Annotated in this window: 10 protein-coding genes; all 10 read left to right on the top strand. The window is 55.9% G+C overall.

The window, feature by feature from the left end; genetic code table 11:
* Nucleotides 1–41: 41 nt before the first annotated feature.
* Nucleotides 42–1,388, top strand: a complete 1,347-nt coding sequence (locus ACHMW6_RS29255; protein WP_395402266.1) for a FecR domain-containing protein — start codon at nucleotides 42–44, stop codon at nucleotides 1,386–1,388.
* A gap of 270 nt (nucleotides 1,389–1,658) precedes the next feature.
* Nucleotides 1,659–4,496 carry a DUF4214 domain-containing protein gene (locus ACHMW6_RS29250; RefSeq protein ID WP_395402264.1) on the top strand — a complete coding sequence of 946 codons (2,838 nt, stop codon included), beginning with the start codon at nucleotides 1,659–1,661 and terminating at the stop codon, nucleotides 4,494–4,496.
* On the top strand, nucleotides 4,472–5,737 hold the full coding sequence (locus ACHMW6_RS29245) for a hypothetical protein (RefSeq protein ID WP_395402262.1): 1,266 nt from the start codon (nucleotides 4,472–4,474) through the stop codon (nucleotides 5,735–5,737). Before ACHMW6_RS29250 ends, ACHMW6_RS29245 begins: the two co-directional genes overlap by 25 nt.
* A 91-nt stretch (nucleotides 5,738–5,828) precedes the next feature.
* Complete coding sequence (locus tag ACHMW6_RS29240) at nucleotides 5,829–7,055, top strand: acyltransferase family protein (protein ID WP_395402260.1); 1,227 nt, start codon at nucleotides 5,829–5,831, stop codon at nucleotides 7,053–7,055.
* Between the two features lie 43 nt (nucleotides 7,056–7,098).
* On the top strand, nucleotides 7,099–7,464 hold the full coding sequence (locus ACHMW6_RS29235) for a hypothetical protein (protein WP_395402258.1): 366 nt from the start codon (nucleotides 7,099–7,101) through the stop codon (nucleotides 7,462–7,464).
* Nucleotides 7,465–7,526: 62 nt separating this feature from the next.
* Nucleotides 7,527–8,036 carry a hypothetical protein gene (locus ACHMW6_RS29230; RefSeq protein WP_395402256.1) on the top strand — a complete coding sequence of 170 codons (510 nt, stop codon included), beginning with the start codon at nucleotides 7,527–7,529 and terminating at the stop codon, nucleotides 8,034–8,036.
* Nucleotides 8,037–8,299: 263 nt separating this feature from the next.
* Entirely contained in the window at nucleotides 8,300–10,180 is a 1,881-nt protein-coding gene (locus ACHMW6_RS29225; protein WP_395402254.1) for a type I secretion system permease/ATPase, read from the top strand.
* 3 nt (nucleotides 10,181–10,183) lie between these two features.
* Complete coding sequence (locus ACHMW6_RS29220; RefSeq protein WP_395402252.1) at nucleotides 10,184–11,548, top strand: HlyD family type I secretion periplasmic adaptor subunit; 1,365 nt, start codon at nucleotides 10,184–10,186, stop codon at nucleotides 11,546–11,548.
* Nucleotides 11,549–11,550: 2 nt separating this feature from the next.
* Nucleotides 11,551–12,882, top strand: coding sequence for a TolC family outer membrane protein (locus ACHMW6_RS29215; RefSeq protein WP_395402250.1), 1,332 nt, complete (start codon nucleotides 11,551–11,553; stop codon nucleotides 12,880–12,882).
* Nucleotides 12,883–13,121: 239 nt separating this feature from the next.
* On the top strand, nucleotides 13,122–14,426 hold the full coding sequence (locus ACHMW6_RS29210) for a hypothetical protein (protein ID WP_395402248.1): 1,305 nt from the start codon (nucleotides 13,122–13,124) through the stop codon (nucleotides 14,424–14,426).
* Nucleotides 14,427–14,478 lie beyond the last annotated feature (52 nt).

The following is a 14,478-nucleotide window of genomic DNA, read 5'->3' as shown; positions in this document are numbered from 1 at the left end:
TTTAACCGTCAGGACGGACAATACGGCATAAGGAGAAATTTATGCTACGCAACTATATCATCGGCACTGGCCTGCTTATTTCGACGTCCCTCGCATGGGCCGGCGATGCTGGCCGCGTGGTCTTTGTGACCGGCCAGGCTCAGCTGGCCAACCGCGCAGCCGTGCTCGATGCGACGGTCAACGAAGGAGACGAGATTGTCACCGGTGCTGACGGCTATGTCTACGTTAAAACCGTCGATAACGGCTTTCTGATACTTCGCCCCAACAGTAAGGCGCGCGTGACCGCGTATCAGATCGACAAGAAGAATCCCGCGAACACCCGCGTCAAGCTGGAACTGGAGAAGGGCGTGGCCCGTGCGATCTCCGGCGAGGGCGTGAAGCAGGCCCGCCAGAATTTCCGTTTTAATACTCCCGTGGCCGCCATCGGCGTGCGCGGTACCGACTTCATCGTCTATACAGATAACCTGACTTCCCGCGTTTCGGTGGTGTCCGGCGGCGTGGTGATGAGCCCATTCACAGCCGCCTGCTCGGCAGACGGCGCAGGTCCCTGCGAAGGCAACGCCAGCCGCGAACTGTTCGCCGGCCAGGCAGGCATGCTGCTGCAGGTGCAGCGCGGCCAGACTGCACCGCAGCTGCTGAATAATCCGACGCTGGCGCCGGATCAGACGGAAAAGCCACGGGCGGATGAGCCAGTGGGCAAGGTAAGCCAGGGCAGTTCGGTAGCTCCAACGCAGGTGAACCTGGATCCGCAACGCTCCGAGCTGTCGCTGGCTGCCGTTCGTCCAGCCGCGCCGTCGAATCCAACTACTCCTTCGACGACGCCAGAGACCACACCAACGCCGCCGCCCGTTATCACGCCGCCACCGGTAGTTGGTGTCGATCCGACGCCGGCTGTACCTAAACCGCAGGAAATCTTCTGGGGCCGTTGGCAGACTGTCGCTAACGCTGCCGTGATGCCGGACTCGATGAAGGGAAAAGATCTCGAAACGAGCTTTGTCGGCAACTATGCCATCGGCCGACTCAAGGATTCAAAACTGGTAATGCCAACTGAAGGTACGGTGGCATTTACTCTGCAAAATAGCGAGGCGTATGTTCAAAAGAATGGCGGTGCGGAAAAACTGGCGACTGTCGATTCAGGCAAACTGGACATTAACTTCGTTGACCGCACCTTTAATACTGCCTTGGTAGTATCGTCGGATAGCGATCACTTCAACGTTAATGGCAAGGGCGTCGTGGACAACAAAGGCCTGATGAGTAGCAGCTCCAGTTCTTCCTCCGCTATCCGTGGCTATCTCAGCGGAACAAGCGCGGAAGAGGCGGCTTACATCTTCAAAAACATGTCGTACCCAAGCACTACGATTACTGGTGCGACGACCTGGAAAAAATAATCTAAATTAATTCGAATTAATAATAAGGGGCGCAGACTGACGAGTTTGCGCCCGTTTTTTTTTCGCATGCAGTACAACACTCGAGCGGCACGATTCTCACCAAATCACACAGCGATTTGCTTAAATAATTGGCAGTTAGCCGCATTCGCATGAAACATTCTGTAAAAAACAGCGGTTTTTACCACAAAAAGTGTTGGTTTGTGACGCCCGTCACAACATTTGCCTAGGGGTATGGCAATATACTCGCACTTCTGCAAAAAAAGCGTCCATTTGCAGACAGCGCTGTTTGCTCATGGATTGCAGAATACTTGGTTTAAACCACCATCATTACATAAGGAATACATCATGGCAGCACAAGACTACGTCGCAGTAGTACAGCAACTGTACATTTCGTACTTCGGCCGTCCGGCCGACACCTTCGGCCTGAAGAACTTCACCGAACAACTGGATGCACTGAAAGCTCCTACCGATTTCGTGGCGCTGAACGCTGCAGTGCAGGCTGACAAAGCCGGCACCGGCGCGCTGTCCAAGCTGGTCAACAGCTTCAACGCTTCCGACGAAGCAAAAGCCCTGTACGGCACCGACAACTCCGCTCTGGGTATCACCAAGTTCCTGATCTCCGTATTCCAGAACGTTCTGGGCCGTGAGCCAGAAGCTGGCCCAGGCTTCGATTTCTGGTTCGACGCCCTGGCCTCCGGCCACCTGCGTCGCGCTGACGCTGCAATGGCAATCACCGAAGGTGCTCTGTCGAACACCACCCCACAAGGCCTGCTGGACGCACAGACCGTGCTGAACAAGCGCGCTGTGGCTACCGACTTCACCGATTCCCTGGATACCCCAACCAAACAAGCTGCTTACTCTACGGCTGCTGCTGTGGCAACCGCTTCTGGTTTGCTGAAGGGAGTAACTGCTGACACCGACGTGACCGCTTACCACGCTGATGTGGTTACTGCCGTTGACGCAGTTGTTACCAGCTCTATCCCAACCCAAAACCTCACGCTGACTGCTGGTGTTGACACCATCAACGGCGGCAACGGCAATGACATCATCAACGGTGTTATCGACCTGACCAGCGCAACCGGCAACACCTTCACCTCGCTGGATACCATCGATGGTAAGGCTGGCAACGACACCCTGAACCTGAACATCCTGAATGGTGGTACGACCGCTGGCGATCCGTTGACCGAACTGCCAGGTGTTACCGTAACCAACGTTGAAACCGCAAACATCCGTGCTGCTGTTGACATCACTGCAGACGTGTCTGACTGGTCTGTCTCCACTGTGAATGTGACCCAAGGCAAGGCTGTTACCCTGACCGCTTCCAGCACCGCAGCTGTGAACGTGTCCGGGACCACTGGCGTCGTGGACATCAATGGCGGTAAGTCCCAGAATATCTCCGTTACTGGTGCCGATGTGACCTCCGGAACTGTTGGTGCCGCTGGTGACGACACCGCTGGCGATGTAACCATCTCCGTTGCTCAAGTTGCTGGCCATGACGTGATTGTCACCGGCGGCGCAAACGTTAATGTGACCACCACCGGTGCCACCACGGGTAACACCATTAACATCGGCCAAGGCACCCAGCAGGCAACTGGCGCTGTAAAAGTGTCCGTGACCGGCGGTAACTACAGCGCTTCTGCTGCTTCCGCAGCCATGGGCGGTATCACCGTGAAGGGCGGTACTTCCATCGAAGTGGACCAAGTTGCTTACGCTTCTACTGCTAATGCTGCTACCGACACCACCACCGTGTCGACCCGCACCCAGGGCGCAGTTTCCATCGATGGTGCTGGCACTGCTACCACCGTGACCGTCAACCAATCCAAGGCTGTTACCGCCAAGGATGGCGTTGCCGCTGTTGCAGGCGTAAAGCAGGCTGCAACCTACACCTTCGGCGTGCTGCTGCAAGGCCAGACCATGACTGTTGCTGGCCTGACTTTCACCGCCGCTAAAGACCTGACCGCTGCTGAAGTAGCTACCGCCTTCGCAAATCTGGCTGCTAGCGCCGCACAAGGCGAGGGCAAGGTCGCTAACGGTTCCTACACCGGCGCCTTCGCTGCCGACTGGACTTCCGCAGCTGCGAACGGTGCAACCGTGACCTTCACTGCTAAGACCGCTGCTACCGCAGCCGCTTCGGCACTGGCTCCGACCACCGCACAAGGTACTGGTTCTGCTACCCTGGTGCAGCCGACCGCCGGCGCAACCGTTGCTGGCTTGACCAACGTTGATGCTGTGACCGGCGTCGCTGGCATCGCTAACGGTCAAGTGACCATCATCGACTCCGGTACTGTCGACAAGATCGCTACCGTGAACCTGAATGGCTATGCTACGGGCTCGACCATCGCTTCCGACGCGCTGACCACCCTGAACATCGCCAACAGCGCGGGTACCCTGGCTGTGACCAACACCGTTCAGAAGACTCTGGACCTGACCGTCAACGGTCTGGCTACCGGCGCATCCGTGACCACTCCGACCTACGAAACCATCAACATGCACGTTGCTGGCGCTTCGACCTTCGGCGTGACTGCAACTGGTGCAAAGGCTCTGGTTGTTGATGGCTCTGCAACCGCCAACATCTCCGGCGCTACCGGTGTAGCTACCACCTTCGGCAATCTGGAATCCGTGAAAGTGAACGGCACCGCTGGCCTGAACATGGGTGCTACCGCTTCGGGTTCCCTGAAGTCGGTTGACACCACTGGCACCACTGGCACCGTGACTGTGTCCATCGACGGCACCAAGGCTACCTACACCGGCGGCGCTGGCGTAGATAATGTGACCCTGGTTGCTTCGGCTGCTATCACCAAGGCAGTCAACCTGGGCGCTGGCGACGACTCCCTGACCTTCACTGGTACCAATGTTCCTACCGTTGACGGCAAGATCGACGGCGGCGCAGGCACCAACACCCTGGTTCTGGCGGCTGCTGACGCTGCAACCCTGTCTCTGAACGCAAACTTCGAAGCTGCTATCAGCAACTTCCAGAAGCTGAGCCTGGGTGCGGTTGTTGCTGGCGCAACCAACGCTGTTGATCTGGCAAATCTGGACGACATTAGCTACGTGATTTCGGCTAATGCCCAGCAACTGCTGCAGTGGCACAAGTTAGCACCGCAGTAATCACCTCCACCGGCACTTCTGATGCTGGCGATACCGCATCCATCACTGTTGGCGGCACTGTGTTCACGACCGCCGCAGGCATCATGACCGAAGATGGAATTGGTGCCGCGCTCGCAGCACTGATTGATGCTGATCCGGCGTATGTTGCTGCGTACAATGCAACCAACAACACGATCACGGTTACGGCAGCGGTGGCTGGTACTGCATTTGCGGCGCCAAGTGCTATCACGATTACCAATGCCGGTGGTGGTACTGTAGATACTATTTCTGCTGTCTACGCAACGCCAACCGCTAACGGTGCTGCTGCGGCAGCAGGTAGCCTGGCTCTGACCCACATGGCTAACGATGGCACCCTTGAGCTGACCGGTGCTGGTGCTGGTGTTACCGTGACCATGACCGATGCTACCGGCGCCGCTGATAGCCTGAACGTCAAGATCACCAACGCAGCCAGCATCAACGTGGGCACTGTCGCTGCAGCTGGCGTCGAGACCCTGAAGGTTCAACTGGACGATACCGATACTACTGCTTCGGCGATCACTGCTGTTCATACCCTGAACATCTCTGACGCCGCTCTGAAGTCGCTGGTTCTGACCGGTGATGCAGGTGGCATCGTAACCCACAACTCCAACGTTGTGACCTCGATCGACGGTTCCGCGCTGACCCTGTCGCTGACCGCAGGCAGCCTGACCACCGCAACCGCTGCTGCAACCATCACTGGCGGCGCTGGCAACGACATCCTCACCGCGAACCACACGGGTGACGTGCTGATCGGTGGCGCAGGTAGCGACACCCTGAAGCTGGGTGGTGCAAGCAATGCTGGCACTCCGGTGTATGCTAACGGCGTGACCCTGACCGGTGGTGCTGGTAACGACATCTTCGACATCTCCGGCGCAGGCAGCGTTGTTGCTACCGTCAACGACTACGCAACCATCACCGACTTCTCGAAGGGCGACGTTCTGAAGTTGGAAGCTGGTAACCTGAAGTTTGTTGCTGCAGGCGTTGCTACCGGTTCCACCGCTGTGTTCCAGGATTTGGTGAACAAGTTCATCAAGGAGTCGGCATTCCACGACGCTGGCTGGTTCCAGTACCAAGGCGACACCTACGTTGTTGAGCACCTGAGCGGCGCCGTAACCGCTTTCGTGAACGGTACCGACAACATCGTGAAGATCACCGGTCTGGTCGATCTGAGCAATGTAGGTTCGTACAGCGATACCGGCAACACTCTGCTGATCTTCGCTTAATGTTGAAACAACGCAGAGCTTCGGTTCTGCATAGCTGAAAGTAAGCGCAAAACCCGCCTCCTCGGAGGCGGGTTTTTTTTGAGGCACGGAAGTGTTCAGGGCAGCCGCTCCTTTGCTTTGGATCGTCTGCGTACCCTATAGTAAAATTGTCCGAATTAAACCGAAGTCATTTTCGCAAATGCCGTCCTCATCGTCGATCCGGGACACCAACAAATTGGTGGGCCTAGAAGTCATCCGTTTCATCTCGGCCTTGGCCGTATTGTTTTGGCACTATCAGCACTTCTGGTTCGTGGGTGACCATCCGGTTGACTTTGTAAGGGAAAGCCAGCCGCTGTATAGCCACTTCAGCGTGTTCTATGACTATGGGTTCTACGGTGTTCAGGTGTTTTGGTGCCTGAGTGGCTTTATCTTCTTCTGGAAATATCGCCAGTCGATTGATGCCGGTAGCATTGGCGCCAGCCGGTTCTTCTTATTGCGTTTTTCGCGACTTTATCCATTGCATGTTATAACTCTCCTGTTAGTCGCGGCATTGCAAATTGGATATTACAACCAGCAAGGCTATTATTTTGTCTATCAGGCCAACGACCTGAAGCATTTCCTTCTTCAATTCTTATTAGCCAGCCACTGGGGCTTCCAGGCGGGCTACAGCTTCAACGGTCCTATCTGGTCGATTTCCGTGGAAGTTGCTGCTTATGTCGTATTCTTCCTTCTGCTACGCCATGTCGGGCGCTCTGTGCTGGTCAATTTGGCGGTATTGGTTGCCTATGCTGTCGCCAAATGGGCGCATGTGCCGTCACAAATTGTTGACTGCATCGCGTTCTTTTATGCGGGTGGACTCAGCGCCATTGCGTTTGGCAATTGGAGGAACTCTGAGCACCAAGCGAAGCTGAACTCTTTGCTCTTGGCGTTTCTTGTTCTGACGCCGTTGGCCGTGTATGGCCGCGTGCCGAACACGGAACCAGTGGTTCACCTGTTCCTATTACTCTGGCTTCCGCCAATGCTGCTCCTTTGTGCACGCAAGCTGTCGGTTCCGGCGCGATTGCAGTCGATGATGGAAGCCGCAGGGAATATGACTTATTCCAGCTACTTGATCCACTTCCCGATCCAGCTCGCCCTTGCTTGGTATTTTGCGGCTGTGGGCAAGCCAATCCCCTACCACAGCACGAAGTTGTTCCTGTTGTTCATGGGCCTAACCATGCTGTCGGCTTATTTCATCTACCGCCTTTTCGAGCTACCTGTGCAGAATTTAATTCGCGGGCAATTTGATGGCGCCTCGGCAGAGCGCACAGTGCTGGGGGCGGCTGCAGCACGGCAATAAAGCATGCTGTCGCTTCGATCGTAAGGGCTTTTCGGCTTAGGATTTGCGCCTTGCGGTCGCTGGACATACAATCACGCCGCCCAGATCGGCTTCCTCGCCGCTGAAGCAGCGCGGCGATGCGAACAAATTTACAAGGAAAAAAATGACTTTACCTCAATACATCACGATTAACGGAACGAACTATGCATCCGAAAACCTGAATGAGACCGCAAAAATGCAGGCGGTTAATATCCAAGTCGTCGATGCTGAGCTGGCTCGCTTGCAGCAACAGATCGCAATCGTGCAGACCGCTAGGAATACATACGTAAATGCGCTGATTGATGCAATAAAGGGCAAGAATGTCGGTGCTGCGGCCGAGAAGCCCAAAAAGCCGCGCGCCCCGCGCAAGCCGAAGGCGAAGGCGGAATAACACAAGGCATTGCCGAAGATGGCGATCTGGACTTTGGCTGATTGATGCAGAAAGCGCGATAAATGACGCAGGTATTGGAACGGGTGACTACGGAATTTTGTCCACCGGAAGATCGTATGCGCATGGCTGGCATGACGAATGGCGGTAAGCAAGTGGTCATCTGGCTAACCAGGCGCATGTTGTCTTTGTTGTTGCCAGTGGTATTACGCAGGTTTGACGAGTTGTCCGCATCGGTTTCACCTGAGCATCGGCAGATCCTACAAGAGTTTGCTCAGCAGGCCGCGCGCGACTCTATGGAAGCCCCAACGCCAGTACAGGCTGGACCAGAATGTGAGGCTATTTTGCCAACTTCTGTCGATGTGGCTCACGATGAGCGTCATGTGGCATTAACATTTCGTGATGAGGGCGTGCGTTCGTTCAGACTTACTTTGGATAATCAGGCGTTGCGGCAGTGGCTTCAAATGCTGCACCAAGCTGACTGCGCAGCTGACTGGCAGTTATCTCAATGGCCTGATTGGATTGCCGGCCCAGCAGGGCATCAAGACTCGGTCAGCGCTTTAGCGTTGCACTAAGAAAAATCCCTCAAGAGTGATGATCGTCACATATTTTGTGCTTCCTGAAGCATAATGTCACTGCGTTCCCCCTTTAGGCCATCCGCAGCCTGTTTAGGGATTCTTCATCAGCCGCGTTTGTGGCGTCTGCACAAGAAACAGGCAATTTTCAAAATATATGTGATGCGCATCACATTTTTTGCTCACTTTGAGGGATAATGTCTCGTCTTTCCTGAGAAGAAGAGTCTTTGCGTTGCTGTCCGGGCGCCCAATCCTTCAAGTTTATGAAAAAACTCCTAACCAACAAGAACGAGATCGAACTGGTCTTGTCGACCTTCAAGCGCACCTTCTACACCGTAGGAGCGTTTAGCGCGATTATCAATCTGCTGGCACTTGTGCCGTCGCTGTATATGTTGCAGGTCTATGACCGCGTGTTAGGTAGTCGCAACGAGATCACGCTGCTGATGCTGACCCTCATGATGCTCGGCGGCTACGCGCTGATGTCTGTCTTGGAAATGGTACGTAGCTTCGTGCTCGTGCGTGTTGGCGCCAAGTTTGACATGGAACTGAACAAGCGCGTCTACACTGCAGCGTTTGAACAGAATCTGAAGGCGGCGGGCGGCAATGCGGGCCAATCCCTCTCCGACCTGACCAATCTGCGCCAATTCTTGACCGGCAATGCACTGTTTGCCTTCTTCGACGCGCCATGGTTCCCGATCTACCTGATCGTGATCTTCATTTTTGAACCAACGCTGGGCTTGTTCTCCGTGTGCGGTACGCTTGTTCTGATTGCATTGGCCATTATCAATGAGCGCGTAACGAAGAAGCCGCTGGCCGAGGCCAATTCGATGGCGATAGTGTCCGGCAACTTGGCGACAAATAATCTGCGCAATGCGGAAGTGATCGAGTCGATGGGCATGCTTCCGAACCTGATGAGCCGTTGGTTCAAGTTGCACAGCAAATTCTTGCACTTGCAGGCTCAGGCGAGCGAGAAGGCCGGCATCATCAATGGCGTGACGAAGTTTGTTCAGGCCTCGCTCCAATCCCTGGTGCTCGGCTTTGGTGCACTGTTGGTACTGGAGAACAAGATTTCCGCCGGCATGATGATTGCTGCGTCTATCCTGGTAGGCCGGGCATTGGCGCCCGTGCAGCAGGTGATCGCTGTTTGGAAGAGTTGGGCTACAACTCGCAGCGCTTATGAGCGACTGACCGGACTGCTCGAGAAGAATCCGGCGCGTCAAGCGGGCATGGAACTGCCAAAGCCGCAGGGAAATATGTCGGTGGAGGGCGTGACTGCAGGGCCGCCAGGTGTTCCTGCGCCTGTGCTGCGTGGTGTTAGCTTTGGTATTCAGGCCGGCGATGTGTTGGGTGTGATTGGACCGAGCGGCTCCGGAAAATCTACTTTGGCTCGTCTGATGGTTGGGGTGTGGCCGGCGGTGATGGGCAAGGTGCGCCTCGATGGCGCCGATATGTATCAATGGAATAAAGCAGAACTGGGGCCGAGTATTGGTTATCTGCCGCAAGATATTGAACTGTTCAGCGGTACCATTGCTGACAATATTGCACGTTTCGGGGAGGTAGATGCGGAAAAGGTAGTCGAAGCCGCTAAGCGAGCGGGCGTTCACGAGATGATTCTGCACTTCCCTAAAGGCTATGACACGCTGCTAGGCGATGGCGGCGCAGGCCTCTCTGGCGGCCAGAAGCAGCGACTGGGCTTGGCCCGAGCAATGTATGGCGACCCGGCGTTGCTCGTGCTGGATGAGCCGAACTCAAACTTGGATGATGTGGGCGAGGCGGCTCTGGTGCAGGCAGTGCAGGATTTGCGTCAACGCGGCAAGACCATTGTTCTGATTACGCACCGTACTTCCGCGATCGCGGCAACCAACAAGCTCCTGTTGCTGCGCGACGGCATGGTTGCGGCGTTTGGCCCAACTAATCAGGTTCTGCAAGCATTGCAAGAATCCAACCAGAAGCAGGTTGAGGCGCAGCGTGCGGCCCAACAGCAGGCGGCCACGCAACAGGCTGCAGCACAAAAAGCAGCTGCACACCAAGCCGCCGCACAGCAGGCAGCTGCACAAAGGGCCGCGGCAGAACAGCCGGCTCATCAAGCTGAGGAAATCGCAGCGCAGCAGCAAATGGCAGCTGAGCAAAGCGGCAAGGAGTAATCAATGGCGAACATCATCAAGAAACAAACGGAATCTGTTGCGGAAGTCATTTCGCATGACGTGACGCCACTTAACGTAAATACTGATGCAGGTGCATATGCCAAGGTGGGATGGTTCATCGTGCTCTTTGGCGTGATCGGCTTCCTGCTGTGGGCCTCATTCGCTCCCCTGGACAAGGGTGTTCCCCTCCCAGGCTTCGTGGCAAAGGAAGGCAACCGCAAGGCCGTGCAATATCTGTCCGGCGGTGTCGTGCAGGACATTTTGGTGCATGATGGCGACGTGGTGAAGGCCGGTCAGGTATTGGTACGCATGAACGATGTTCAGGCAAACTCGATCCTGCAATCCACGCTCGCCCAATACATCGTTTCTCGCTCGGCTGAAGCGCGCCTGACGGCAGAGCTGCAGGGTGCGAAATCCTTGGTTTTCCCCGAGGATTTGAGCGAATACAAAGATGATCCGCGCGTGAAAGAGAACGTAGCTTTGCAGCGTGATCTGTTGATCTCGCGTCAGATGTCGTTGAGCAGCGAGCTGGGTGCGCTGGACGAGAGCATCGCTGGCTTGGTTGCGCAGGCACAGGGTCTTGAAGAATCCCGTGATAGCAAAAAGGCCCAGCTCGGCTTCCTGAAGGAGCAGCTGGACAACAGCCGTGACTTGGCGAAGGAAGGCTTTATTCCCCGTGCCCGCCTACTGGAGCTTGAACGAACCTTCGCTCAGATTAATGGGTCTATTTCCGAGGATGTGGGCAACATCGGCCGGTCACGCCGTCAAATTGCCGAACTGAAGCTACGCCGCGCACAACGTACACAGGACTATCAGAAAGAAGTACGTTCCCAGCTGGCCGAAGTGCACAAAGAAGCTGAAGCGTTGGCCGCTCGTCTGAAAGGTCAGAAATTTGACGTGGCCGCTGTTGATGTGAAGGCTCCCGTTGACGGCGTTGTAGTCGGTTCCAACGTGTTCACTAAGGGCGGCGTAGTATCTCCAGGTTCCAAACTGATGGAAGTTGTTCCTTCGGACGATGCGTTGGTAGTTGAGGGGCAATTGGCGGTCAACTTGGTGGACCGCGTACATCATGGGCTGCCTGTTGAGTTGATTTTCGCCGCGTTCAATACTAATAAAACCCCTCACATCCCGGGCCAGGTAATTCAAGTGGCCGCTGACCGCACCGTTGACGAGCGCACTGGAAACTCTTACTACAAAGTTCGTGCGAAAGTTACGCCGGAAGGGGCGAAGCTCATCGCAGCAAAGAAGCTTGATATTGTTCCCGGCATGCCGGTTGAGCTATTCGTAAAGACCGGCGAACGCACGATGATGAGCTATCTGCTGAAGCCGATTTTTGACCGCGCCAAAACTTCGATGACGGAGGAGTAAGCGTGACGACCGTGAAGATTGCCAGGCGGCTGCTGCCTGTGGCTATTGGCGCAGCCCTGCTGTGTCAGGGACACCAGGCTTCCGCCATGAGCTTGATGCAAGCCTATGAAGCCGCGCTGAAGAACGATCCAACGTATCGTGCCGCCTACTATAGCGGGGAAGCTGGTAAACAGAGCCTTGCGCTTGGACGATCCGCTTTGCTGCCTTCGGTCAACGGCAGCTATAGCGGTAGCCAGAACCGCAATACGATTACGTATTTGGGTCGCGAGATACCGCAGGATTACCTATCTCGCACCGCGACAGTGCAGGTGCGCCAGGGCGTAATTAATCTGGAAGGTATTGCTCGCTACAAGCAGGGGAAGGCCCAAAGCGCCTACGCCGAATATCAGTTTGCGAGCCAGTCGCAGGAAGTCATTCTGCGCATGGCAGGAGCTTATTTCGAAGTGCTGTTCAAGCAGGAGCAGCTGGCGCTGGCCAAAATCGAGCGCGAAGTCTATGTGGAGCAGAAGAAGGTTAATGAATTGCTCTACAAGAAGGGCGAGGGCACGGTAACTGACGTGTTGGAAACGCAGTCGCGTCTGGATCTCGCGGAGGCAAGCCTGCTCGAAGCGGAGGATAACCTGACTTCGTCCAGGGATACGCTGGCTGCTATTGTCGGCGCCGAGCCGGGTGAACTCGACCACCTTCGCCCTGGCTTCCGTATCGATGCACGCGATTACAAGAGTTTCGATGCGTGGAAGAACATCGCGATGGAGCAGAACCCGGACATCAAAGCCCAGACTCAAGGCGTGGAAGTTGCCAATCAAGAAGTCAATAAGCAACGCTCTGCACACTTCCCTCGCTTGGACGTCGTTGCCACGTATGGCAAGACCGCCTCGGAAACAGTGTCTACCGTGGGGCAGGATCAGGTGGTGCGAAGCATCGGGTTCCAGATGAATATCCCGATCTATGCTGGCGGCGCGGTCAGTGCTTCGACTCGTCAGGCCGCAGCAAACAAAGAGAAGGCGCGCGAGGACCTGGAAGCACAGACCGACAAAGTGCTCGTTGAGCTGCGCCGCAACTATAACCAGGTAATCAGCAGCGCGCCAAAGATCGATGCGCTCATCAAGGCGGTCGATTCGGCTAAGCTTTTGATCACCGCGACGGAGCAAAGTATCAAAGGCGGTGTACGCATTAATCTGGACCTGCTGAATGCACAGCGCCAGCTGTACACAGCGCAACGTGATCTGGCGCAAGCGCGTTACGGCTACATGCTGGCATCGTTACGCTTGCGTGCCTTCGCCGGCACGTTGTCGGCCGACGACGTGAAAATGTTGGCGGCATACTTCGAGTAATTCGACATAGCAGGACCACGAGCCCGTGCGCTAATTGGTGCACGGGCTTTTCTATTTGTTTAAGCAGTTTATGAGCGCGCGGCGAGTGTAGGTTTCGCAGCTCAATCCCATACAAATTCCCGACACTAAACAGACATCCACGTGCAGATCTCCAGCGGCGGCGTCCATAGAATACCGCCCAAATGGATTGTTAGCTGGCCGCCAACTCCTGACGCCAGCGCCTTTTTCTGGAGATTTTCATGATTCGATTGACTTCGTTGACCGTGCTGACTGCGGTCGCGCTGGCAGGTTGCGGCGGTGGCGATAACCCGACTGCAGGTCAGCCCGCGCCGCAGCCACCAGTAGCAGTGACGCCGCCGCCAACCGTCACGCCGCCCACTGTGTCGCCACAGCCACCGGTTGTGCCGCCGACTGCGCCGCCAGCATCGCCAGTGACGAAGGTGACGGAGTTAATGAGCTCACCACGAGCCATGCAAAGCATCGCATTCCATAAGGGCTCCGCGTTCGTTTCCTACTTTAATTCTGAGACGGAAGGTACGGCCGTGGTCAAGGCAAGCGAGTCGCTGACATCGGCGGCCAAATGGACGCCCGTCAATCTGGGCAAGTGCGCCATTGGCAAGATCAGTGAGAGCAGCCCGGGCGCGCGCTGGCCTACGCTGAAACAGGTGAATGGCAGCCTGTGGATGATGCAGCACTACGATGGCAACGACGAGCATTCGTTGTGCGAAATCGATGAACAGGGCGCGAGCTTTGTGCCGAAGGACGAAGGTCTGCACGAATGCAATTCCATCCATTGCATCACGATGTCGCCAACTGATTTGAAGGGGCTGCGTAACCGCTTGATCGGCAACGCTGGCGGCGGCTGGAATGTGCAGCTCTCAGAGACAGCTGGCTCGACCTGGCGTGTGCTGATGGGAGAGTTGAAGGCGCAGGCCTGCTACGAGGCGAAGTTCGAGATTATCGGCGACCGTTTGCTGATTGGCGGCGAATGCCCACTCGATTCGGCTTATCTCCGCGCTTTTCCTATCGAGCCATACACTCTGTACATGAAGTCGCAAACGGCACTGCCAATCGAATTGCCTGATCTGCAGAACCGCAATATCCAGTTCATCGAACGCATTGCAGGTACCGATCGCGTGTTCGTCGGCGTGGAAGGTGGCCTGATGCGCAGTGAGGACGGCGGCAAGTCGTTCAAGTATGTGATCCATCACGCGCTGAGCCAGCCAGAGATTATTCCGGTGCGCGTGGGTTCCGAGGCCTCGGCTACCTATCCGTATATCTGGAAAATTGTTTCGCCTTCGAACCAGCCGAACGTGATCGTGGTGGCGGGCTTCGACAAGCCGAATACGCGGCCTTATCTGGCTTGGTCGTCCAATGGCGGCGATACCTGGACGGATATCTCGGATCAGCTGCCTGGTTTCGCTGCCCGCACTGGTGGGCAGGTGACGGAGCTGGTGGAAGGTCCGCAAGGCCAACTGGTGCTGACTGTGAACGAGGAGTACAACGGCAAGGGGCACCTGATGCAGTTGACGCTGGCGAAGTAAGAGCCCAAAGTCCAGGCAGCTGCCGCAGTGTGGTGAAGAACCTACCATCCTG

It is taken from the genome of Pseudoduganella sp. UC29_106 (assembly GCF_044055365.1).
GTDB lineage: Bacteria > Pseudomonadota > Gammaproteobacteria > Burkholderiales > Burkholderiaceae_D > Rugamonas.
This window is presented reverse-complemented; position numbering and strand designations above follow the sequence as displayed.